At 70.3% G+C, this 23,133-nt stretch carries 16 protein-coding genes; 7 read left to right on the plus strand and 9 right to left on the minus strand.

All coding sequences use genetic code 11. The features are described 5' to 3' along the window. Positions 1–2: 2 nt before the first annotated feature. Both KEG57_RS35635 and KEG57_RS35640 read right to left on the minus strand, forming a co-directional pair. Complete coding sequence (locus KEG57_RS35635) at positions 3–1,568, minus strand: glycoside hydrolase family 1 protein (protein WP_272426648.1); 1,566 nt, start codon at positions 1,566–1,568, stop codon at positions 3–5. Positions 1,569–1,652: 84 nt separating this feature from the next. Then, complete coding sequence (locus KEG57_RS35640; RefSeq protein ID WP_272426647.1) at positions 1,653–2,390, minus strand: SDR family oxidoreductase; 738 nt, start codon at positions 2,388–2,390, stop codon at positions 1,653–1,655. A gap of 158 nt (positions 2,391–2,548) precedes the next feature. Between KEG57_RS35640 and KEG57_RS35645 the strand changes: the two genes are divergently transcribed. Then, on the plus strand, positions 2,549–2,881 hold the full coding sequence (locus tag KEG57_RS35645; RefSeq protein ID WP_272426646.1) for an FKBP-type peptidyl-prolyl cis-trans isomerase: 333 nt from the start codon (positions 2,549–2,551) through the stop codon (positions 2,879–2,881). Between the two features lie 155 nt (positions 2,882–3,036). Here the strand turns inward: KEG57_RS35645 and KEG57_RS35650 are convergent, their stop codons facing one another. Genes KEG57_RS35650 through KEG57_RS35660 form a run of 3 tightly spaced genes read right to left on the minus strand, consistent with a single transcriptional unit; the run spans position 3,037 to position 11,103 of the window. Continuing rightward, positions 3,037–7,548, minus strand: coding sequence for an nSTAND1 domain-containing NTPase (locus tag KEG57_RS35650; protein WP_272426645.1), 4,512 nt, complete (start codon positions 7,546–7,548; stop codon positions 3,037–3,039). 49 nt (positions 7,549–7,597) lie between these two features. Next, positions 7,598–7,840 carry a hypothetical protein gene (locus KEG57_RS35655; RefSeq protein WP_272426644.1) on the minus strand — a complete coding sequence of 81 codons (243 nt, stop codon included), beginning with the start codon at positions 7,838–7,840 and terminating at the stop codon, positions 7,598–7,600. Between the two features lie 32 nt (positions 7,841–7,872). Beyond that, entirely contained in the window at positions 7,873–11,103 is a 3,231-nt protein-coding gene (locus KEG57_RS35660; protein WP_272459260.1) for a serine/threonine-protein kinase, read from the minus strand. A 327-nt stretch (positions 11,104–11,430) separates the two neighbouring features. On the opposite strand from KEG57_RS35660, the gene KEG57_RS35665 reads away from it, so the two are divergent. The 6 genes from KEG57_RS35665 (at position 11,431) to KEG57_RS35690 (ending at position 18,065) form a co-directional block, all read left to right on the plus strand. Beyond that, the gene (locus KEG57_RS35665; RefSeq protein ID WP_272459261.1) at positions 11,431–11,742 is read left to right on the plus strand and encodes a hypothetical protein; all 312 of its coding nucleotides are present in this window, start codon (positions 11,431–11,433) and stop codon (positions 11,740–11,742) included. Between the two features lie 41 nt (positions 11,743–11,783). Then, the gene (locus tag KEG57_RS35670) at positions 11,784–13,010 is read left to right on the plus strand and encodes a hypothetical protein (protein WP_272426641.1); all 1,227 of its coding nucleotides are present in this window, start codon (positions 11,784–11,786) and stop codon (positions 13,008–13,010) included. Between the two features lie 34 nt (positions 13,011–13,044). Continuing rightward, the gene (locus KEG57_RS35675; protein ID WP_272426640.1) at positions 13,045–15,345 is read left to right on the plus strand and encodes a hypothetical protein; all 2,301 of its coding nucleotides are present in this window, start codon (positions 13,045–13,047) and stop codon (positions 15,343–15,345) included. 62 nt (positions 15,346–15,407) lie between these two features. Next, positions 15,408–16,673 (plus strand): serine/threonine-protein kinase, encoded by a 1,266-nt coding sequence (locus tag KEG57_RS35680; RefSeq protein WP_272426639.1) that lies wholly within the window; start codon positions 15,408–15,410, stop codon positions 16,671–16,673. Positions 16,674–16,761: 88 nt separating this feature from the next. Then, positions 16,762–17,688 carry a hypothetical protein gene (locus tag KEG57_RS35685; RefSeq protein ID WP_272426638.1) on the plus strand — a complete coding sequence of 309 codons (927 nt, stop codon included), beginning with the start codon at positions 16,762–16,764 and terminating at the stop codon, positions 17,686–17,688. Further along, the gene (locus KEG57_RS35690) at positions 17,688–18,065 is read left to right on the plus strand and encodes a hypothetical protein (RefSeq protein ID WP_272426637.1); all 378 of its coding nucleotides are present in this window, start codon (positions 17,688–17,690) and stop codon (positions 18,063–18,065) included. The genes KEG57_RS35685 and KEG57_RS35690 overlap by 1 nt, the downstream gene beginning before the upstream one ends. 410 nt (positions 18,066–18,475) lie before the next feature. Here the strand turns inward: KEG57_RS35690 and KEG57_RS35695 are convergent, their stop codons facing one another. From KEG57_RS35695 to KEG57_RS35710, 4 genes are read right to left on the minus strand one after another with little or no spacing between them, the layout of a single operon-like run. Then, a complete protein-coding gene (locus tag KEG57_RS35695; protein ID WP_272459262.1) occupies positions 18,476–19,393 on the minus strand; it encodes a helix-turn-helix domain-containing protein in 918 nt (305 codons plus the stop codon). Positions 19,394–19,433: 40 nt separating this feature from the next. After that, positions 19,434–21,218, minus strand: coding sequence for a DUF3943 domain-containing protein (locus KEG57_RS35700; RefSeq protein ID WP_272428329.1), 1,785 nt, complete (start codon positions 21,216–21,218; stop codon positions 19,434–19,436). Positions 21,219–21,272: 54 nt separating this feature from the next. Then, positions 21,273–22,430 (minus strand): glycosyltransferase family 4 protein, encoded by a 1,158-nt coding sequence (locus tag KEG57_RS35705; protein WP_272428328.1) that lies wholly within the window; start codon positions 22,428–22,430, stop codon positions 21,273–21,275. A 7-nt stretch (positions 22,431–22,437) separates the two neighbouring features. Then, the gene (locus KEG57_RS35710) at positions 22,438–23,133 is read right to left on the minus strand and encodes a polysaccharide deacetylase family protein (RefSeq protein WP_272428327.1); all 696 of its coding nucleotides are present in this window, start codon (positions 23,131–23,133) and stop codon (positions 22,438–22,440) included.

Raw genomic sequence — 23,133 nt, forward strand, 5'->3', positions numbered from 1 at the left:
CCTCATCGCGGCGCCGGAAACGCCACGAGGAGCTCGGGCGGGATCCGGCGCTCCTCGGCGATGATGCCATAGGTCTCGGCCGTCTTGCGCGGCGTGCGGTTCTTCTGCGGATCGGATGCGTCCACCGCATAGAGCCCGAAGCGCCGGTTCATGCCCTGGTTCCACTCGTAATCGTCGACCAGGCTCCAGAAGAAGTAGCCGCGCAGATCGACACCTTCCTGCATCGCGCGGTTCGCCCAGGCGAGGTGACGGACGAGGAAGCTCGGGCCCGCGTCCTCGTCGTCGAGAGGGTGATCGAGCCCGTTGCCCGTCACGTAGAGGGGCAATCCATATTCGCGGTAGGCGAGCGCCAGCATCTCGTGAAGGCCCTCTGGATCGACCTCCCCGCGGCGCACTTCCAGCGGATCGAACGTGCCAAGCGGCGTGAGGTCCGGCATGAAGGGTCCGCTCATGCCCCGCACCGTGGCGCGCGCGTCATAATTGATGCCGAGCCAATCCATGCGGCCCTCGAGATCGGCGCGCCGCGCGCTCTTGCCCGCGAGCTCCTCGTCGAGCTCCCCCTTCGCGACCGCGTCGAGGTACGCAACGTTGTACAGATAAAACATGTTCTCGGCCGACTTCACGTCGAGCTCGCTCGTGGGATCGGCCGGGGACGCGGGGGTCATTGCATAGACGAGGCCGATGTCGGAGGGGTTTCCGTCGCCGTCAGCGTCGGCCACGTCGCTTTCCTTCACCGCGTCGTACATGCGCGCATGCGCCTCGACGAGCGCGACGAACACCTCTTTCACCGCGCCCGACGCGAGCGCGACGGCCGGCGGATGGCTGCGCTCGGCGCTCGGCGCGAGATACCCGGAAAGGAGGACCGCAAACGGCTCGTCCAGCGTGGCCCAGCGATCGACGTCCGCGCCGAACTCCCGCGCGACGAACCCCGCGTACTTGGCGATCTCCTCGACCGTTCGCTCCCGATCGAGCCATCCCCGCGGCTTACACGCGGCGAGGTTCAGGTGGCATCCGACGGCATCATGAATCCATGCTGGGAGCGTACCGTGATTCAGGGTCACGATCGGCGACATTCCACGCACCCGGAGGCCATTCAACATCGCATGGTAATGCGCAAGCGCCGCCTCGTTCGCGACGGCGCGCAATGCCTCATACCCCTCGATCCCGTCGGTCGGATCGGGAAAGATGCGACTCCATTCGATGCTGAAGCGAAATGCGCCATTGTGGAGCTCGCCCCGCGCGCGGTCGAGATCCTGCTCGTGGAGCTCCCAGAAGCCCGGCCCAACGACGGCCGGATCCTGGCCGGACAGGTATGTCATGGTAGAATGTACCGTTTCAGGCGAGGTGGCGAACGCATACCAATCGGATCCGTCATCGACGCAACCGGCGAGGCCGGGCGTCGGGCACCCCATCTCGGCCTGGAATCCGCCGATCGCGGTCCCGAAGAGAAATCCCTCGGGAAACGAGAGATCCTCGGCCACCTCGGGGACCTCGGTCACCGGAGGGTCCTCCCCGCACGCGGCCAGCAAAAGCGTCATCGGTATGGCGAGGCGGAAATCGGTTCTCATGAAGGGGAAACCTAACATGGAACGGAAAAACCGCTGGGTGAGGTAATTCGGAAAATCGATGTATGATCCAGCCTTGACGAACCCTCAAACAATCGAACGTCCGCCGTCCACGGCGAGCACCTGTCCCGTCACGAAGTGGTTTTTCGCAAAAAACAGCACCGCGCGCGCGACATCCCCAGGATCGCCGATCCGCCCGAGTGGGATCTTCCCGCGCAGTCGCTCGCGCACCTCGTCGTCGACGCCTTCAGGCGGGAGGACCGTGCCCGGTGAAACCACGTTCACGCGTACGTCGGGCGCGAGCGCGAGGGAGAGGCCCTGCATGGCCGAGACGAGCGCCGCCTTCGAGATCGAATAAGGAATGTAATGCTTGAACAGCCTTTCAGCGCTGACGCAGCCGATCGCCACGACGGACCCGCTCACCGCCCGGAGCTCCGCCGCGAGCGCGAGCGTGAGCAGATAAGGCGCGGTCGCGTTCAGCGCCATGGCCCGATCCCAGGCGCCCGCATCGAGCTCGTCCGGACGAACACGCTCGAAATGGGCAGCGTTGTGCACGAGGAGGTCGAGTTTGCCCGCGCCGAACCGGCGCGCCCGCGCGGCGAGGGCGCTCACGCCCGTTCGATCGGAGAGATCGGCCCGGCAGAGCTCGACACGCGCGCCACGCGAAAGGAAGTGCTCCCGCGCCTCGCGTGCGCTCTCCTCACTCGCCGCATAATGAATGAGGACTTCGTATCCGTCATCGACGAGCGCTTCCACGATCGTCCGCCCCACACGCACCGCGCCGCCCGTGACGAGCGCGATGCGTCCACCCTTCTGATCGCTCATGCCGACGATGTTACCGCGCTCGCGCGCCCGCCGCGCACCTGGAATCGAGCAGGGTCGGAAAAAGATACCACGATTCGCAAAGCACGCGCTCGATTCGCTTGACGAGCGCCCCGCCGATCGGTCGAATACCGGCCTACTTACGAGAGAGGAGAATCAACATGGCGACCGAAGAGCTCCAAATCGAGAAGCTCCAAGAAGGGCAGGGCGAAGAGGCCAAGGTCGGACACAAGGTCCGGGTGCACTACGTGGGCACGCTCACGGATGGCAAGAAGTTCGACAGCTCTCGCGATCGAGGCCAGCCCTTCGAGTTCAAGCTCGGCGCCAAGCAGGTGATCCAGGGCTGGGACCAGGGCGTGGCCGGGATGAAGGTGGGCGAGATCCGGAAGCTGACGATCCCAGGGCACCTGGCCTACGGCGAGCGCGGCTTCCCAGGGCTCATCCCGCCGAACGCGACGCTCGTCTTCGAAGTCGAGCTGCTCGGCGTGTCCTGAAGGGGTGCTCCACGACGTAGCGCCGGGGTTTCACCCCGGACCCGACCAGGGGCTCTTCGCCCCTGGACCCGAACCAGGGCGCAGCCCTGGACCGTTGGTGCATCGACCGCGATGCGGTCGATGCAAGCAGGTTGCGGCCGTAGGTAAGGCTACGATCACTGCTGGAGGCCGAGCCGCCCGCGATCGACGCGCAGGTTCGAGAGAGTTCGCGCGACCGCATCCGCGAGCGGCCGACCCCGGGGGATGACCTCGCCTTCCACGCCCCCCGGCCGATCGAACGACCACACGAGCACCGATCCCGCCGCATCCCACGGCACGAACCGCGTGCGGCCCCGGAGCGGCATGCTGCCCACGATCTCGCGGCGCGCAACGTCGAGCGCCACCACGCGATCCGCCGAGAGGAGGAGCATGGAGCGGCCGTCGGGCGCGACGGAGACGTCCTCCCAAACGGTGGCGCCCGAAGCTTCGAGGAGGCGTTCGGGGCCGCGCGCGCGGAGGACGACGACCCCCGTGTCGTCAGCATAGACGAGCTCGCCCGGCGCAGGACCATCACCAAGCGCCGTCGCGCGCGGGCTCGCATACCCGAGGACCCGAACCTCCGACGTCGCCTCGTCGATCCGCGCAAGCGCGCCGGAGCTCACCGCGATCCAGAGGCCCGCGCCCATCCCGTCACGCGCCGCGCTCGGGCGCACGTCGTACACGTGGCCGTCCGCCGAGGCGATCACGCGGGGCGCAGAGGCCGCGCCGTCGAGAGGCGTCGCCACGATCGCGCCGTCGAGCCGCTGCGTGTAAAGCGTGCGGCAAGTGCTGTCGACGGCGAGGACGAGGCCGGGCTCGCGCGGGATCTTTCCGATGCTGGCGCCGCTGCGGGCGTCGAACACGTGCCAGGCCTCGCCCTCGCGCTCCCACGCGGCGACGCGGCCGTCCTGGCAACGGCGGAGCAGGTTGCCCTTGCGGCCGAGCTCGCGCTTGCCGTCGGCGACGCGATAAAAGCGGACCTCGTCGTCGACCTGGAACGCGACGACATCGTTGCTCTCGCGCACCACGGCGCGCACCGAGCTCGTCGGCGAGGGCGCAGGGCCGCCTTCGGCGCGAAAGCGGACGAGCGAGTCGACCGCGCCCGTCGCGCCGGAGAGGAGGACGAGGTCGCCCGTCACGACATGGCCGTTCTCCAGGCGATGGCCGCCGAGGAGATCCCGCGGGCCGATGGGGACACGCGCGAACGCGGGGACCTCGTCGGGCGAGATGATGGGCGCGGGGCGCCTGGAGCGAGGCGCGGGCGAGCAAGGCGCGCCTTTGGGCAGAGCGTCGCCGGGCGCGCGGCCGCCGAGGCGGAGGTAGTGGAAGCGGCCGACGATCGACTTGTCGGTGCCGGTGGGGTCGGTACCGCAGACCGCGAGATCGAGGCCGCCTTCGTCCCAGCGCAGGAACGAGGGCGCCTCGACGCTGGGGCCGCGGAAGAGCGGAGTCTCCGGCCGCGCGGGATCGACGATCTCGAAGGCGCCATGCTCGGCGAGGGCGAGCAAGGGCTCGCGCGGGCCAAAACGCGCGAGGACGACCGCGCTCGTCGGCTTGACCTCGAGGATGCTGCCCACGGCCGGTCGCCAGATCACGAGCTTCGATCCGGAGGCGGCCGCGACGAGGGAGCCGTCCGGCGAGACGTCGAGCACGATGCCCTGGAACGGGTGCGTGTCGACCTCGCCCGCGCGGCGGAGATCCCAGCGGAGAAGGCCGTTCTCCGAGGCGCACGCGAGCACGGGCGCCGCGTCCGCGACCTCGAGCGCGCCCGTGCAACGGCGGGGCGCGATGGCCGCGAGCATGACCTCGCCGTCGGGACGAAGCCGGAAGATGCGCACTTCGCCGGTGACACTGCGCGTCGCGAGCGCGGTGTCGAAGGGGAGCGGGACACGCTCCACGAACGGAGCATCGTGCGGGCGCACGACGAGCGCGCGCGGATGCAGCTCGGCGGCCGCGGCCGGCTCGGCGCTGTCGGGCGGCGTGGCCTGGTAGAAGGGGTCGAAGCGGAGATCGACGACGACGAGGCGCGTCTGGCCCTGCGTGGCGACGAGCCATCGATCATCCCAGGGGAACGCGGGGTTCGTCGAGGGTTCGAGCGTGAGGAACTGCGCGCGTGGCAGGCCCATGGCCGCGCGGAGCAGATCGAGCGGCAGCGCCGGATCCTCCGCGCCGAACTCGATCGCCTCCGCGATCCAGGCAGCACGATGGTACGGGTCGTCGACGCGGCGCGATCGGAACAGGACTTCGGCGATGTAGGCGCGCTCTTCAGCCTCGACGCGTGCCCGTTCGGCGTGTGCTTGGCGTTCATCGATCGCGCGTTTCCCCACGACGGCGGAGGCGAGGAGCGCGAGCAAAAGCGCGATCGACGCGCCCTTCAGCATCGTTCGCCGCCGCGCGAGGCGCCGGCTCCTCGCGACGAGCTGGCGTTCGAGCGTGGTGAGCAAGCCGCGCGTCCAGGTGGGCTTGCGCTCGACTTCCTCGAAGAGCCAGCCCGTGAGCAGGAAGTCCGGGTGGTAAGCCGCCCGATCCCAGGCGATCGCCGCGTCGCGGAGCCGTTCGAGCAAGACGAGCCGCTCGGCCTCGCGGCTGCGGACCTGCTCGATCCGCGGGAGCGCGGCGATCGAGGGGTGCGAGAGCTCGACGCGACCGTCGCGCCGCCGGAGGAGGCCCTCGCGTTCGAGGCGCGTGATCACGCGTCGCACGAGCGCCGTGTCCTCGCCGAGGACCGACACGAGCTCGTCCTCGTCCCAGCGGATGGGCTTGTGATCGGTCGTGGAGAGGCGCAGCACGGCTTCGATCGCGATCTCCCGCGAAGCGTCGTCGATCGAGGCCAGAAGCTTCTCGGTGTGCTTGGCGAGCGCGCCGACGAGCCCGCCGAGCGCGCGCCACGTCTCCGCGGAGAGCACGCGTTTGTCCCAGAACGCGGCGAGCGTGAGCGCGACGAGGGGCAACCGATCGTCCGCGCCGCGAAGCTCACGCTGCACGTCGGCGACGATCGCGTCGGCGCCGCTCATCCGCACGCCCGCGAGCCGCGCCGGCCCCGTCACGATGTCGTGCACGGCCGCGGCCGGCGGCGGCCCCACGAAGCGGAGCGCGGCGCGCAGGGACGCGAAGGGCGCCGCGGGATCCGCGAGGTTCGCGACGTGTTTTTCGCCGAGCGTCGCGAGCACGCGCAGGCCTGTCCGCTCGCCGCCCTCCGCGAGGTCCGCGAGGAGCCGCGCGAGCCGCGTGTTCGTGCCTTCCGGCGCGGAGAGCGCGTCTTCGAGCGGATCGACGAGCAGGACGATCCCGACGGACGAGCTCGCTGCGTGGCGCGCGATCTCCGCGGACGACGCGCCCACGAGCGCCGCGTCGACGCCGCCGAGCGCCACGTCGAGCGCGTGATCCGGATCCTCCCCGGGACGAATGGCCACCGCGATCCAGTCGTCCTTGCCGTCCACCGCGGCGCGCGCGAGGTGCGGGACGAGGCCGGCGGACGCGAGGGAAGACTTTCCTGCCCCGCGTGGCCCGTACAGCACCACGACCGGCTCGAACGCGAGCTCACGGCCGAGCCGCGCGACGTCGTCGTCGCGCCCGAAGAGCTGTCCCTCGGCCTCCTTCGGCAGCGCCGAAAGCCCGGTGTAGGGCGGATCCATCACGCCGTACGGCCGCTCCCAGGTCGCGTCGAACAGCGCCGCGAGCTTGCCCGGCGTGACCCCTCGTTGCAGCGGATCCACGGACAGGAGGCGCACGAGCAGCGCTACGAGCCCACGCGGAAGACCGGCCGGATCGGCCGCGAGATCACGCAGGCGGCCGCGAAGCGTCGCGTCGCGCAGATCCGACCACCACGCGCTCATCGCGGCGGCGCCTTCGAGCTCCATCGGCTCGTCCGCGACGTCCTCGTACGGCATGCGCCCCGTCGCGAGTTTTACGATGGTCGCCGCCAGGGCATATGCGTCGGCCGCGGGCGTGGGCTCGGCGAGCTCGAGGATCTCGGGCGCCATGTACCCCGGCGTGCCCACGACGGCGCGCCCCGAGCTCTGCGCGCGGGTCGGTTGGGACGATCGCTCGTCCTGCGCCGCGACGAACGCCGCCGTCTCGAGCCCCGCCACGTCCCCGCCGGCGAACGCGGGTGGCGTGATCTCGGGCGCCTTCGAGCCGGCCCGCCGCGAGATGCCGAAGTCGAGCACCTTGAGCGCGCCGTCGTTCGAGACGAACAGGTTCGCCGGCTTGAGATCCAGGTGCACCACGCCGCGCACGTGGATCACGTCGAGCGCCGCCGCCGTCGCGCGCGCCCAGCCGAGCACGCGCCGCCAGGGCACGCGTTTTCGCTGGAGCAGCACCTCCGCGAGGTTTTTCCCCTCGAGCAGCTCCATCGCGACGAACGGGACCGCTTCGGGCGCGCGGAGCAGGCCCGCGGCGTAGATCGTCACGAGGGAGGGGTGCCGGAACGAGGCGAGCAGCTTCGCTTCCTCGGCCCAGTGGGCGGCGTCGTACGCCGTCCGCTGCAGGAGCTTCAGCGCGACCGTGCGCAGCGGCACCCCGTCCGGCAAGAGTTCCTCGGCTCGCCAGACGTCGCCGAATCCGCCACGACCGAGCCGCTCGAGGAGCAAGAACCGGCCGTCGAGCAGCTCCCCCGGCGCGTGATCCCGCGGCGCTTTGGCGCTCATGCGCTAACGAGGCTACCACGACCCGCCGCGAGGGCGGCGAGCCGCGCGGCTACGAGGGGAGCTTCCCCTGCGCAAAAGCCTCGGCTTGCGCCATCGCGATCTCGGCCTCCTCGTGGAGCTCGTCCGATTTGATCGGCTCCTTGCCCTCTTGTTCGGCCTCCCAACTGAAGCCGCGCCGCTCTCCCGGGGCCTCGGGTTTCCACGTCAGCTTGAGCTTGTAACCGTTCAGCTCGGCCACGTAGGTCCCGTCGTGCTCCCTCTGCCAGATCGACACATTCGCGTGAAGCCGCATCCCTACCTCGTCCTCGTCTTGCCCCGCGCTCCTCAGGAAGCTCGTTCCATCACGATCCGCAAGAGGGGCGGGAGCCTTCGTACGTCGCCCGGCACCTTGATGGAGGGGCCGCCGACCACCGAGCTCATGACGCACGTCCCGGCGCGCGGCAGGTGCTCCATCCAGTACACGTCGAACTTGTCCTCGTGCGCCACGCGCCGCAAGAACGGTTCGAGCGGCAGCACGAGCCCCTCGCGCCAGCGCGCCAGGTACGTCACGTTCGCGAGCCGCATGGGGCTGTTCAGCCCGAGCCGCCGCCGCGTCCCCGTGTTGAACGCGCCCGTGTGGTCGATGAACTCGACGGTCTGCAGATCGCCGTAGAGATCCGGCTCCGTCTTCTCGACCGTGACGAGCGTCCACGCGCAAAGCGGCCGGAGCGCCCGCAGGAGCGTGCGCGTCATCTGCTCGAACTCGGGCAGATCGGCCGCCGCGCGGGCCTCGTTGTAGTGACCGTGCGCGAAGCTGTTGCGCTCGACCTGCATCAGGTTCGAGAGCGTCTCGAACGTCTGGTTCTGCGAGAGCCGGACGCCGAGCACGTCACGCACGAGCGCGCCGATCGGATCGTCGCGCCCTTCAAACCCCTTCGCCGCGGCCCGCGCGATCTCCCGCCACGTCCCGAGCGCGAAGCCGTCGCGGCTCCCGTGACGCTTGTAGAGCTCGACCATCGCGTCGAACCCCGGCGCGGCCTCGCCCGAGCCTTCGGCCGGACGCCGCGCGAAGTACGCCGAGAGCAGCACGGTCGCGATGAACCGCCAGGTGCCTTCGAGCACGTCGAAGAGCATCTTCACGCGCTCGATCGCGCTCGACGCGGCGATCGCCGCGTGCACCCGCCCCGAGATCGGATACGGGAGTCCGCCGCTGAGCGCCGAGAGCACCCCGTGCGGATCGGCGCACTCGCGCGCGAGCTCCTGCGCCCGCGTCTGCACGTCGCCGTGCAAGACCTCCCACGACAGCGTCCGCGGCAGCTCCACCTTGCCGTCGAGGATCGGCGGCCGCGCGTGCCAGTCGCACTGCACCGCGCTGCCAAGCGCGACCGCGTCGACCTTCCGTGTCACGCACGCCGCCACCACGCCCGGCGCCATCGGCGCGACGAGCGCGGCTTGCCCCGCATGCGTCGCCGCCACGGCCGCGAGCTCCTTCTCCAGCGCCGCGATCACGTGCGGACCCACCGCTTCGAGCGCCTTCTGCTCCTCGATCGCGAAGAGCAGCGTCGTACGCTTCGTGTCGATCGACGCGCCGAGGACCTCCTGCACGCTCGACACCCGCGCGCCCGGCACGCTCGACCGCAGCGCCGCGACCGCTTGCCCCGACGTCTCCGAGAACGCGGTCATCGCGTGCAGCGCGAGCTCGAGCTCGCGGCCCGCGTCGCTCCCGTCGCCGGACAGCGTCCAGTACCCGCAGGTGAACGATCGCCCCTCCGCCGCCGCGCGCGCCGACGCGGCCGCCGCGCGCCCCTTCTCCGCGACCTCCGCGGCCTCGCCGGTCACGAGCGCCACGGCCAACTCCTCGACGAGCCCCACCGCGACACTCGGCGACGCCCGATGGATCGCCACCGCCGCGATCGCGCCCGGCGGATACTCCGCGCCGCCCGCGCGCACCGCCGACGGCTGCGCCTTCACGAGCAGGAGCGCGCCGCTGCGCTTGCGCTGCAGGAACGACGCGATCTCCTGCTCGAGCCCCGCGCGCCCGAGCAGACCCGTCGTCGCGTCCACGGTCCCCGCGGGCACGGTCGGCGTCACGTAGCGCCGATCCACCACCGTCGCCCGCATGCCTCCGACCTGCACGAACGTCCCGTGCACGAGCGCCGCCTCTTCGCCTCGCGCGAGCGAATGCGCGCCGACCTGCACGGGCACGCTGCACTCGGTGCGCCGCCGGAGCCACCAGCGCACGCCGTCGTGCCGCAACGTCGCGGCGAGGCGCGAAGCCACGTCCGGATACACGAGCTCGTTCCGCTCGTCGCCCACCCGCTCGACGCGACCGAGCCGGAGCACGCCCACCGGCGAAAGCCTGAGCTCGAACAAGCCGCCGTCCCGCGTCTCCACGCGCAGCCGATCCGGCGCGTTCACCTCGCCTCGCCAGAGCGAGAACGCGGGTGACGCGCTGAGCCACAACGTTGCACCTCCCACGGTGTACGTGCGTAGCTCCGCGCCCGGTGCCTCCGCGCCGCTGTCGCTCTTCTCGTGGGACGCCTCGACGTCTCCCGGCGCGGTCGGTCCCGGCCGAACGTTCATCGGCGTATCCGCGCCCGAGGTCGGCATCGGCGGGCGCGGCGGCGTTGGGTCCGTGGTCCGTGACCCGGGCCCTTGCGAGCGCTCGAGATCCGGCACGGCCTCGAGCAGCGCCGTGAGAAACGCCTCGGCCGTCGCAAACCTCGCGCCGCGATCCCGCGCCATGGCGCGCTGCACCACGTGCCGGATCGCCTCGGGCAGCCCGGGCACGAGCGTCCCGAGCTCCGGCGCATCCCGATGACAGATCGCGATGACGAGCCGCGCGAACGTCGGCTCGGAGAACGGCGGCGCGCCGGCGAGAGCCTCGTACAGGATCGCGCCCATCGACCAGATGTCCGTGCGCGGATCGATGTCGTCCTGCGCCTCGATCTGCTCGGGCGACATGTAAAACGGCGTCCCCACCGGCGTCCCGACCCGCGTCAGCGGATCCTGCGCGGACAGGTTCGACGCCGCCACGAGCTCCGCCTCGCTGCCGAGCACCTTCGACAGCCCGAAATCGACGATCTTGACCAGCGTCTTCCCGTCATCGGCGTCGACGAGGAACACGTTCTGCGGCTTCAGATCACGATGCACCACGCCCGCCGCGTGCGCGCGCCGAAGCCCGCGCAGCGCCTGGGCCGCGATCGCCACCGCTTGCGGCACGCTCATGCGCCCGAGGCGCCGGAGCCGCGTCGCGAGATCCTCGCCTTGCAAGAGCTCCATCACGAGGAACGGCTCTCCGGCCTCCGTCTCCCCCGTGTCGAAGATCTGCACGATGTGCGCGCTCTCGATCGCCGACACCGCGCGCGCCTCCCTGTGGAAGCGCGCCCGTACCGAGGCATCCGCGCCTGCCGGCGTGCGGAGGAACTTGAGGGCGACGCGCTTGCCGATCGCGACGTTCTGCGCCTCGTAGACGCTGCCCATCCCGCCGCGCCCGATCAGACGCAGGACCTTGTATTTCCCGGCGGCAAGCGTACCGATTCGAGGGTCCGTCCCGCTGCTCTCCGCGCCCGTCACACGTAGGCCCCGTCCCTGCGCGGCTCCGTGCCGCCACTCTGTATCGGGCCACCATTCGCCCTTCGAGGTCAACGGCATAGTGGGGGGACCGCCGGGACCTCAACGCGTTGCGGTTCAGGTCGTGGGGGGGACCGCCTGAACCTCAACGCGTTGCGGTTCAGGTCGTGGGGGGGACCATCGGAACCTCAACGCGTTGCGGTTCGGGTCGTGGGGGGGACCGCCTGAACCTCAACGCGGTGGACCAGCGCAAGTGGGAGGGACTTCCGGTATGCTCATCGGCCGGCGGTGGGATGGGAACGCCCCTGCCGCGACGTTGTCAGGAGCCGTATGGGAGACACGCACAAGGATTTGGTCTTCTTGATCCCCCTGCCCGGCGGCCGTGTCGCGCGGGTGCCGATCGACGTGCTCGAGCAATACGTCGACCCGAGCGCCCGGCTCTCGCACGGCGGCGAGCCCGAAGAAGAGGACGTGACGGCGCACTCCATGTCGGTCGATCCCAGGACCGGCGCCAGCATCTGGCACACCGAGTGGGAGCTCGGGCAATGCGATTACACGGACGAGAACGGCTTCCCGCAGTCCGCTTACGCCTGGCACCGCCACCCGCTCGGCAACGAGTACACCGAAATCTACCAAAAGTGAGCTCGCCTCCTCGCTCTTCCGCATCTCGTCGGCCTGGCCGCATGCTGCGTGCGGCGTTCGGCGCTTCCTTCCTCGTCCCGCTCGCGTTTTCGGCCTGCATCGAGCCGGGGTATCCGCTGGCCCCGAACGGGCAGGTCGACATCCGCGTCCACGTCGCGGGCTCCCTCTTCGCGGCGGACACACTCGACGAAGCCGGAAAGCCCGTCCTGCCGCGTCAACAACCCTCCGAGACCGGCGTCACCTTGTTCCTCGCGGAGGGCGGCGCGCCAGCGTACGGCGGGTTCGTCACGGTACGCGTCGACCCGCCGGAAGCCCTCGTCCTCGGGCCCTACCCGGACGAAACCGACCCCTCCTGCCACGAGGTCGAGGGCGCGTTTCGATGCACCGCGTCGAGCGAGGGCTACGCGCGCTTCATGGTTTCTTCGCAGAGCGACTGGTCCGGCAGCGCGTCGATCCTCGTGAGCTGGGCCGAACAAACGAAGGAAGAGCCCATCACGATCCTGCCGGCCGGCCTGCCGGACTCCGCCACGAACTTCACGATGCTCGTCGCCGGCCTCGACGAGTCGCTCGACGGCGCCCGCGTCCTTCCGACCTTCCTCGCGCTCAAGTGCACCGTCGGCCCGCTGCCCGATGATCTGGGCTCCAAGTGGCGGCCCGGCGCCATCCGCTCCCGCGAGGCGTTCGTCCGGGCCACACCGCCCTCGAACGCGCCCGGCGTCGTGGAGAACGCGCCCGTCATCGTCGAATCCCTCTTCAGCGAGGCCGCCCTCTCCACCTCGTCCGATTGCGCCGATCGCAAGACGCGCCTGCGCGTGCTGCTCGGATCGACCGGCGAGAGCGAGCGCTTCTTCCTCTGCTTCAGCGACATCGGCGGCGAGGCCGACTTCGCGGTCACCTCGGGCCAGAAGCAGATCGATCCCGGCCCGAAGGTCCTCGTCGATCCGGAGCCGCGCCTGCTCCGCGTCCGCGCGCTGCAGAGCGTCGTCGGCACCGGCACCGGCACCGGCGAAGAGGTCGATCTCTTCGAGGTCAGCGCCTTCGACGTGAACCGCGTCCGGCTCGCCATGCCCGTCGATCTCCGCGTCGACGACGATCAGCTCCTCACCATCGATCAGGCCAGCGTGACGCTCGACAAGGAGCCGACCCCCGCGACGGTCATCCCTGCCACGCCGAAATCCCCCGGCCAGGTTCGCCTCCACGTCACGCCGCGGCTCCTCTCGAGCCCCGACTGCGCCTCCGATCCGATCAGCATCGTCGAAGCGCCCTGACCTTCGCCCCGCCTCCACCCGAGCGATGAACCCCATGCGACAAGCCCCCCTCGCCTCCCCTCGCGTCCCCGACGAAAGCGCCCCGCGCGCCCGCGCCGCGTGCTTCCGCTTCCTCGCGCTCTTCGGCGTCGCAGCATCGCTCTCGCTCTCGCTCGCGGGCCCCGTCGCCGCGCAGGACGAAGACGCCGACACGACCAGCGACGACGATACGGACACGGCCGAGCCGACGACCACGCGCGTGAACACGCCGGCCTCGGGCTCGGCCCCGATGCCCGCGGATTTCAGCGGCAGCCTGCAGATCGTGCGCGGCCCGGCGACGGTGAACGGCGGCGCCACGCCCGGCACCGCGCCCGAGATCTTCCCCGAGGCGAGCCGGGTCTTCATGAGCGTCCGCGACACCGACCCCGTCCCGATCGAGACCGCGCGCCGCGGCGGCCCGTGGCTCTGCTCCACGGGGCAATGCTCGACCACGCTCGGCGAGGCCGGACAGAGCCGCATCGGCGACGACATGCTCCGCTCGATCAAGCTGCAGACGCCGACGCTCCCCTTGCCGCTCACGATCTGGGGACGCCTCGACGAGCAGGGGAAACGCACGCTCGACTTCGACCCTGTCCTCCTCGGCCGCCGGGACTACCGCCACGTCTGCGCCTACCCGCCCATCGGGCCGAACGACAAAGCCGGCCCGCGCAAGGTCGAAAAGGCCCCGCTCTGCCGCGACGACATGCCCGTCCCGCCCCTGCCCGACTCGGCCGAGGTCCTGCTCGGCATGCAGTGGCCGAAGCAGTCCGAGATGGCCGACTTCCGCTACATCGCCATCGTCGACAGCTGCGGCAACGCCCGCGTGCAGCCCTTCCAGCGCACCTTCACCGTGCCCGTCTTCGAGGTCGCCTCGGGCGGCTGCGGCAAGGCCGACGGCAAGGTGCTGCGCATCTTCCCGAGCGGCGGCTGGCTCCGGGTGACCGCGTTCAACCTCGACAACACCGCCGCCGGCACCGTCGTCAACGCGACCTACCGCGTGTCGGTCCCGCCGCTCGAAAACCTCGTCGAGTCGAACCCGGCGCGCATGCTCTTCCCCGATCCGCAGCTCGAGGATCTCAAGGTCGACTGCGGCCCCGCGATGCGTAGGTCCTCGGGTCTGCCGTCCGCGCCGCCCTCGAGCCCGTCCGCGCCCCCGCCGGGCGTGAGGCCGTTGCAGGCCGCCGCCGCGCCTCCGCCCGACGCCGCGCCAAAAACCGCGCCCCGCGAGCCCGAAGCCTCGGGCCTCACGCCGCGCACGGCCCCGAAGCCCGGGGACAAACCCCAGGTCCAGGCCACAAGTAAAAACCCTGCGCCAAAAACCTCGCCTGTCGCGCCGAGGACTTCGCCGATGGGGCCGCCGCGTCCGTCGCTCCCGATGAAGGCCACGGCGCCCGCGGGCCCCGGGCCGCAGCCGCTCGCGCACATGTCGCTCGTCATCGCGCCCGAGCCGCTCCGACAAGGCGTTTGTCGCGTCCGCCTCTCCGGCTCGACCAAGGGACGCCTCGTCGCCCCGCTCGCGCTCTACGTCTCGCTCACGCGCACCGATCGCACCTCGAACGGCGCGCCTATCGAGCTGCTCACCGACCACAAGTGGATCGTCACGCCGAACTCCGCCGAGTTCCAGCTCCCGCCCCTCTCGGAGAACTTCGACGGCGACTCGCGCCTCCGGCTCGCGGTCTACAGCGATCCTTTGAACACCGACGGAAAGGTCGTCCTCGTCTCCGACGCGTCGCGCGTCGCGGCATCCTTGCGCTCGGGCGGCGAGGCCACGCCCGAGGCGGCGCGCAGGCTCATCGGCTCGGCCACCATCCACTCCGTCCCGCTCTGCGGCGAGTCGAACTTCGAGACCCTCGAAGCCGCCGGGAGCTGCCTCCGCGCCTACCTCACGATCCCGGCCATGCTGGCCACGCTCCAGATCACGCGCGCCCCCTGGCTCGAACGACCCCTCGTCACGCGTAGCGTCCTCAGCGCCGTCGGCGTCGCCCTCGCCGTCGACAGCTACGACCCCGTCCGCCGCCGCGCCTTCCCCGTCGCCGGCCAGCTCGGCGGCTCCATCCAGCAGCTCGGCGACGGTCGCGTGGGCCTGCTCGGCTACCTCGGGGTCGCCCCGACCATCCCGGTCCTCGGCGACGGCGGCAATACCACCTCCTTCGGCTTCCTGGCCGGCATCGGCCTGTCCTACATCACGAACGAAAGCGGCCCCGACGAAGGCCTCAAGCCCGCGGCCTTCCTCTCCGTCGTCGTTCAGGTTGGACAGGCCACACCTCAAGTCTCCAGTTCCGGAAGGGCTGTGTTCGGCACTTACCAGGGGGAGTGATAAGCTCGTCGACCAGGGCTCCCGCCCGACCCCACACGCCTGCCGAACTTGCCGATCCCCACGTGAACGAAGGAGACCTCGTCGCCGGACGTTACCGACTCCTGCGCCCCATCGGGCGAGGCGCGATGGGTACGGTCTGGGCCGGCCGGCACGAGCTGCTCGGGCGTGACTTCGCCCTCAAGTTCGCGAGCCTCCCCCTCCGCGCCGGCCCCGAGGCGCGCGCGCGTTTCCTCCGTGAAGCGCAGGCCATCGGCCGCCTCCGCCATCCAAACGTCGTCGACGTCGCGGACTTCGGCGAGGTCGCCCCCGGCGGCGGGCTCTACCTCGCGATGGAGCTGCTCGAAGGCCAGTCGCTCGCCGCGCGCATCGAGGAGCAAGGCGCGCTCCGCCCCGCCGAGGCCGTCGCGATCGCGGCCGAGATCGCGCGAGGCCTCGCCGCCGCGCACGTCGCCGGCATCGTGCATCGCGACATCAAGCCCGAGAACATCTTCCTCTCCCGTGGAATGCGCGGCGGCCTCGTTCCGAAGCTGCTCGACTTCGGCATCAGCAAGCAGCAACAAGCCGACGAGACCCTCGCCACGATGAACGGCGTGCCCTTCGGCACCCCCGCGTACATGAGCCCCGAGCAGGCCCTCGGCGAGCTCGACGTCGATCACCGCACCGACGTGTGGTCGCTGGGCGTCGTGCTGCACGAGATGCTCGCGGGCAAACATCCGTTCGTCGCGCCAAACTACCAGGCGCTCATGACGAAGATCGCCGAATCGCCTGCCGCGTCGCTCGATGTGTCGGTGCCCGAGGTCGTTCGCAACATCGTGACGAGGTGCCTGCAGAAGAACCCCGCGGACAGGTTCGCCGACGCCGACGCGCTCGCGACGGCGCTCGAAGATGCGCTCGCGAGGATCGGTCCGGGTGAGGTCGCGATAGAGCGCCCGCGCGCCTTGCCTTCGTTGCGCCCGCCCACGAGCGCCGACGCGGCGCAGCCTGCCTCCTCGCCCAAACGTGGACCCGCGCTCGCCGCCGCCGTCGTCGCGACGGGTCTGCTCGCGGGCCTCGCCGTGGTCGCCCTCGCCGGCAAGCGCGACGCAGATCCCGCGACGCCCGCGCCTGTCCCGAGCGCGCCGGTGGCCGAAGCTCTCCCGACACCACGCGAAACTTCGCTCCCCGCGACGCCTCCGAGCGCTACGCCCACGGCCACGACGACGCAGGCTCCTGTCGCGCCACGCAGCGCCAATCCCGTGACGCATGGGCCTTCGGGATCGGCCTCGGGAAAGGCCTCGGGCCCGACGGGGAAGCGCCCCACGACGAACGTCAACGACCCTGGTTTCTGAGGCCCACGTGCACCCAGCCCATGGAGAAGCGTGGTACCATCTTTCCCGAGGGTTCGTTTTGCGTCGGTTTCACTCTCAGGCAGCCTGCATGGGGATCACCTTGCTCGCTGGCACCTCGTGGCCGGCGAGTGTGTGGGCTAACGAACCTCCCACAGCCGCAGAGCTGAAGGAGGCGCGGGAGCAGTTCACGCGGGGGCGAAAGCTCGAAGACGAGGGCAAGTTCGCCGAGGCACTCGCGCTGTTCCAGAGCGTAGGTCAGGTGAAGATGACCCCGCAGGTGCGCTTCCACATCGCACTCTGCCTGGAGCACACCGGGAAGCTGGTCGACGCCCTGGAGACGTTCCGGATCGCCGCGCGCGAGGCAACGTCCACCGCGCCGAACGTGGTGGCCGAGGCAAACCAGCACATCGACGCGCTCGAAAAACGTGTGCCGACGCTGACGGTCCTGGTCGCGAAGGGTCACCCAGGCGACGCGATCTCCCTGGACGGGCGGCCGGTCACCGCAGGGTCCGCGCTTCGTGTGGATCCAGGGGGATACGCGGTGACGTTGCGGCGGGACGGCGCGGTCGTGAGCGAGCAACGCGTGACGCTGGAAGAGGGCAAGAGCCTGCGGGTAGAGCTCGCGGCGACACCAGGCGGCGAGGGCAGCGGCCCGTCCGCGCCCTTCTCACTTCAGCGAACACTCGGCTGGACGGCAGTCGGCGTGTCGGCGGCCTCGCTCGTGACCATGGGCGTGTTCATCGGGCTGCGCTCGGATCGGCTCTCGAAGGTCGAGGCCGCTTGCCCGACGCTCACGAACTGCGATCCGTCGGTCGCGCCGATCGCGAACGAGGGCGCGACCTACGCGACGCTCGTCAACGTGTTCGCCGGGCTCTCGGGGGCAGCGGCCGTCGCAGGCGTCGCGCTGTTGCTCACGGCGCCCGCGCCCGCCCCGAGCGCCCCGAGTGCAGGCTTGCGTTTGAACCCCGTGTTCGCTCCCGGGGTCGGATTCGTATCGGTCGAAGGGAGGTTCTGATGCTGCAAACGAGCCGCGAGCGCTCTCCGCTTTCGTTCTTCTGCTGTCTGCTCCTCGGCGTCTCTGCGTGCACGTTCCCGGCGATCGATTACGTCGAGCCGGGCGAGGCCGACATCGAGGCCGTCGCGTGCGCGGCCACGCCCCAATGCGCGAACGAAGTCGACACCTGCGCGAAGCAGGCCTACGGGCAGCGGAGCGCGTGCGTCTCCCAGTGCGAGAAATCCGGGCCCATGAGCTTGAACCCGGATTGCTCGTCGTGCGACTCCGCGCTCGAGACGAACCTGAACATCTGCGTCGCGAAATGCGAGTCGTGCAACGCGGCCGACGGCTGCTCGAACGCCACCGACAGTTGCCGCGCCCTGCTCGGTCTCCCCTGACGCGCGCCGCGCGCGCCTTCCGTCGGAGGGTGGTTGGCAGCGTTTCGCTGGGGCTTTGCCCCAGGCCCCACCGGGGCTATCCGCCCCTGGACCCGGACCAGCGCAAGCGCTGGACCCGGGGTCGATGAACTGCGCGATGCGCAGTTCATCGAACAGGCCAAGGCAAGACCAGCGAAGGCCCTGCCAATCGAGACAGCCGCGCTGACGGTTCTGCCGGCAACGTGCCCGTCGCCAGCGGGCAACGCACCTTCCTGGTCTTGCCACCGGCCCGTGGAAGAACTGCGCATCGCGCAGTTCTTCCAACACGAGTCCAGGGCTTGCCCTGGTTCGGGTCGAGGGGCGAACAGCCCCCGCGGGGTCCGGGGCAGCGCCCCGGCGCGGCGGCGCCAAGAAGAGACCAATGCTCCGTCTCAGGCCCCGGTGCGGCGACGCTGATCGCGAAAGGCCCGGGGGGTCATCCCCTGGGCGCGCCGGAAGGTGCGGATGAAATGGGTGACGTCGGCATAGCCCACCTGGTCTGCGATGCTCTCGATGCTCGCGTCCGTCTCCAGGAGCCGCCGCCGGGCCTCGGCCATTCGATGTTCGCGCAGCCAGTCCCCCACCGTCAGCCCTGTCTCCCGGCGGATGGCGTTGGCCAGGTGGGAAGGCGTGCGCCCGACCGCCGACGCGACGTCCTGCAGCGAGAGGGACTCCAGACAGTGCGCCTCGATGAAACTGAGCGCGTCGTGCACGAGCCCGCTGAGCATGGGCGGAGCCAGAGGCGCGTGCTCTGAAAGCTCGCGCATGAGCTCCGTGATCAGGATGGTAAACCATGCGAGCGCGGCGTTGTCCGCGCCCCACTGGGCCTCTCGCAGCTCGGTATCCATTTCGGCCACCAGGCGCTCGATTCGCTGCCGCCGGGGCTCTCCGGGTCGCAGCCGGAGCAGTCCCCGGAGAAAGAGACTGCGCACCGGCGCGTCCTTCGCATCGCCCCGGATTCGTGGTCGTCCCGGCAGCCGCTCCGGAGCGCTCAGCAGCGTCGGATCAAAGCCCACGATCCATCCCTCCAGGTCGCCGACATCGAGGGGCTGATGCTCCACGCCCGCGGGGACGAGGTGGATATCCCCGGCATGGAGATCGACCTGCTCCAGATGACGGCCTCGCCCCCTTCCCGCAGTCAGCACGAAAACCATGAAGAAGGTCGAGACGAGCGGCCCGGGCGGCAGCGTGGACCGCTTTTGCCCTGGGATGCGAACGACACGCAAAGGCAAGCCCCCGGCGCCGAACCCGTCCAGCGTGAGAACGTGGGGAGGGGGGTGCTGAGGCGTGCGGCGCATGTCCTTTAGCATCGCATACTCCGGCGTGCGCGCGTTCCCGGGAAGCGCTGACTCAGAACCGAAACGTGATCCCCGCGCGGAACTTCGTGCTCTCGTGTGACGCGCGGAACGAGCCCATCCGACCCCACCGATCGAGGTGCTCGACCTCGACCCACGCGAGCCGCTGCTTTTCGCTCGGCAGCATATACGACAGCCAGACGCGCTCACCCGAGCGTTGATCCCGCAGGTGCACGTCGTTCGTGACTCGCTCCTGGAATCGATCGAGCCCCTCGATCGATTCGAAGAAATCGTACGTGAGCTGCGCACCGAGCTCGAAGCGCTGGTACGAAAGCGAGAGCGTCGGGCGAACGGTCGCGCCGAGCGCGAAGTAGTAGCGTTTGTCCGCGACCACGGTCTTTAACCCCTTGTCGCCGCGCGTACCGATGTACGCGGACGCGGCCATCGAATGCACGGCTCCGAAGTCGCCGTAGGCGTCCACGCTGGCGCGGGCGCGGGCCTTTCCGTGGTGGAGCGTGAGATCGACGGTCAGGCCGAGCGCGTTGGCGACGCCCAGTTTGTCCTCCTCCATGCCGTCCTGACGGTGCTTTGCGTAGTTGAAGGCCGTCGAGGGGCCGGCGAAGATTGCGTATCCGCGCCGGCCGCCGTAACCGTCGGGCACGATCTTCTGATCGTAGACGCCGCCGAGCAAAACCCGCGTGATGAAATCGAGCTGCTCGACGCCTTGATCGTCGACGGATCCCACGAGCCGGATGCTCGTCACGTCGCCGGGATCGAGGCTCTTCGTGACCTCGCCGAAATGATCGAACTCCGGGATATCGATGATCTCGGTGCTCACGCCGATACGGCGCTGCGACAGGCGCAGGCCGTCCTTCCCGGTCTCCGCGCTCACGCCGACGAGCACGTCGAAGCGATGCCAGGCGTCCGCGGGCAAGCCGAGATCGTCGAGCGCCTTCGCCCGCGTGACGTGCCCATGATCGAGGCGCCGACGGAGGTAATGGAACGGCGAGAAGACGAGGGAGAGAACGTTGTTCGCCGTGTTGTCCTCGCCGCGCTCGAAGAACAAACCGAGCTGGTGCAGCGCCTCGCCGACGGCGAAGCCGCCTTGCGGCGTGAGGACGATGTCGTTCAGGCTGACTTTTTCGCGGTACTCGCCGAGGTACTCCCACAAGAGCGAGCCCCCGAACGAGAACAGGAACGACTCGCCCGCGCCGAGCCCGGCGCCACGTGCGGCGAGGTACGTCATCGTGCCGGCGGCGGGGTGCGAGTACGTGTTCGTCTCGAACTTGTTCGTGTCGAACCGCACGGCTTCGAGGGTCCAGACTTTTTTGTAAAAGCTCGGCGCCGACCACGAGAGCTCCCAGTCGACGCTGTTGTCGTTCATGTGGACCCAGTAGTCCGCGAGGCCGTAGCTCATCAGGCCGACGATCGTGGCGCCCGCTGCCAGGCGATAGCGGAAGCGGGGCTCGCGGAGCACGCGCCACGGGTGCGGATCGAGGTCCCAGGAAAAACCCGCGCCCGCGAGCACGAGCGGCGGCGCGTTCCCCGGGCCCGGAAACACCCGCGCGCCGATCGGAGCGTCCGGCGAGAGCCAGAGCCGCAGCGGCGGAAGGCCGAGCGCAGGCGCTCCGTCGACCTCGACGGCATTCGCGAAGGGATCGAGCACGGGATCCGGGATCGGATCGAGCGGGACCGGCGGCGGAGGCTCGGGGTCGGCCGCCTGCGCGATCGACGCGGGCAAGAGCCCGACCGAACAGACGAGCACGCGCGCGAAGGCGCGGCGAATGCGCCTCGTGCTCGTCTGTTTGCTCTCGTGCGTCGCTCGCGCGTCGGTCGCCAAGACGCCTCGCACGGGAGGCAAGCAAGACGCGCGCCCGTCAGCGGAGTCCGCTCGTCAGGGGATCCAGGGGGCGATCTCGCGGTAGGCGTCGAGCGTGCGCTTGGCGGTGTCTTCCCAGCGGAAACGAGCCGCGCGCGTGAGACCACGGGCCCGGAGGTCCTGCCGGAGGGCCTCGTCCTTGGCGACGGCGCGGAGCGCATCGGCGAGCGCGGACAGGTCACGCGGATCGCGGACGAGCGCGGCGTCGCCGGCGACCTCGGGCACGGAGGTGAGGCTCGAACAAACGACGGGGCAGCCGCACGCCATGGCTTCGAGCACGGGCAAACCGAAGCCCTCGTAGAGCGAAGGGAAGATCAGCGCCTCGGCGCGGGCGTAGAGCCCGACGAGGGCCGCGAGGCCGACGCGGCTCTGGACGTGCACGCGCGAGAGCAGGCCCGTCTCGCGCAGGGCGGACTCGAGCTCCTTCGGGAAGGTGCGCTCGCGCTGGATGATGACGAGGTGCAGATCGTCGGCCGTGGTGAAGGCGCGGGCGAACGCGAGGACCGCGGCGGCGTGGTTCTTGTTGGGGTAGCCGCCGCCGAGGACCAGGAAAAACCGGCGGCCTTCGGGGACGAGATCTTTCGTGCGGGAGAGCGCTTCCGATGCGTCGAGCGGCGCGAAGACGGGATCGACGCCGAGGGGCGTGACGCGGACGCGCGGCGCGGTGGAAGGATCGATGCGGATGGTGTCGTCGGCGCTGTGCTGGCTGACGGCGAGGATGAGGCCGGCGCGGCGGATCGAGGAGCGGATCGTGGTGGACCAGTACGGCGCGAGGATCCTGCGAAGGACGGGGTTCGGGAAGACGAGCTCGGGACACGCGATCTGCATGATGTCGTGCATCGTGAGCACGCTCTTCGCAGGCGCGCCGAACGGCAGGACACGGTACGGCGCGTGGAAGAGGTCGTCCGGTCCCAGGCGCTTGCGCAGCCACACGCCGAGGCGGAGTAGCGAGTCCGGGTGGTTCGGGTCGCCGGAGACGAGCCACTCGGTGACGTTGGGGGCGCGCGAGAGCGGGCCACGCGCGTCGGGATGGCGGAGCAGGACGAACGGGACGTCGGGCGCGAGCGCGGGAAGGTGAGTGACGAGCGCGGCAACGACGGTCGCGACGCCGCCGGGCGCGCCGCGCAGGACGCGGGCGTCGAGGACGATGCGGGGAGGCGCCTTTCGGTTCATGGCGATTTCATCCGGCCGAGAGCAGCTCGCCGACGGTGACAGAGCGGAGCCCGCGGGCTTCGAGGGCGTCGAGGATGCGTGGCAAAGCGCGAACGGTGGGCTCGCGGGAGCCCGCGTACACGGAGCCGGGCGCGCAGCCGTCGTGGAGCAGGAGGATCGCGCCGGGCTCGAGCGCGTCCTCGATGTTGCGGACGATGGCCTCCGTGTCGGAGCGTTCGTCGAAACCGCCGCCGGACCAGTGGACGCAGACCATGCCGAAGCGGCGCTCGACATCGCGCGGGGCGATGCGGCCGGGGTTTCCCCAGGGAAAACGGTAGTGGCGGGGGCGCGCGCGGACGGTGCGATCGAAGAGGTCGAGAGCTTTTTCCGTGTCGACACGGAACGCCTCGGGATCGTTCACGGCCGAACGATCGTGGGCATACGAGTGGCAGCCGATCTCCTGCTCGGCGTGGACGCGGCGGGTGAGCTCGGGCGATCGCTCGACGGAGCTGCCGAGCAAGAAAAACGTGGCGCGGGCGTGGCGCGAGGCGAGGATGTCGAGGATCGCCGGGGTGTGCTCGGGGCTCGGGCCGTCGTCGAACGTGAGGGCGACCTCGGGCCGCGCGGGGCCGTGCATGACGAGGCCGCTCACGGCGGCGCGGGCGGCGCGGACGCCGCGCCGAAAGGCGCGCAAGGGGCGATGCGTGAACGAGAAGGGGCGCAC

The organism is Polyangium jinanense (assembly GCF_028435365.1).

Excerpts from the sequence above, each read along its gene's own strand:
- KEG57_RS35670 (WP_272426641.1), top strand. The coding sequence starts at position 11,784 with ATGCTGCGTGCGGCGTTCGGCGCTTCCTTCCTCGTCCCGCTCGCGTTT.
- KEG57_RS35635 (WP_272426648.1), bottom strand. The coding sequence starts at position 1,568 with ATGAGAACCGATTTCCGCCTCGCCATACCGATGACGCTTTTGCTGGCC.
- KEG57_RS35640 (WP_272426647.1), bottom strand. The coding sequence starts at position 2,390 with ATGAGCGATCAGAAGGGTGGACGCATCGCGCTCGTCACGGGCGGCGCG.
- KEG57_RS35675 (WP_272426640.1), top strand. The coding sequence starts at position 13,045 with ATGCGACAAGCCCCCCTCGCCTCCCCTCGCGTCCCCGACGAAAGCGCC.
- KEG57_RS35690 (WP_272426637.1), top strand. The coding sequence starts at position 17,688 with ATGCTGCAAACGAGCCGCGAGCGCTCTCCGCTTTCGTTCTTCTGCTGT.
- KEG57_RS35655 (WP_272426644.1), bottom strand. The coding sequence starts at position 7,840 with ATGCGGCTTCACGCGAATGTGTCGATCTGGCAGAGGGAGCACGACGGG.
- KEG57_RS35650 (WP_272426645.1), bottom strand. The coding sequence starts at position 7,548 with ATGAGCGCCAAAGCGCCGCGGGATCACGCGCCGGGGGAGCTGCTCGAC.
- KEG57_RS35695 (WP_272459262.1), bottom strand. The coding sequence starts at position 19,393 with ATGCTAAAGGACATGCGCCGCACGCCTCAGCACCCCCCTCCCCACGTT.
- KEG57_RS35665 (WP_272459261.1), top strand. The coding sequence starts at position 11,431 with ATGGGAGACACGCACAAGGATTTGGTCTTCTTGATCCCCCTGCCCGGC.
- KEG57_RS35705 (WP_272428328.1), bottom strand. The coding sequence starts at position 22,430 with ATGAACCGAAAGGCGCCTCCCCGCATCGTCCTCGACGCCCGCGTCCTG.
- KEG57_RS35645 (WP_272426646.1), top strand. The coding sequence starts at position 2,549 with ATGGCGACCGAAGAGCTCCAAATCGAGAAGCTCCAAGAAGGGCAGGGC.
- KEG57_RS35685 (WP_272426638.1), top strand. The coding sequence starts at position 16,762 with ATGGGGATCACCTTGCTCGCTGGCACCTCGTGGCCGGCGAGTGTGTGG.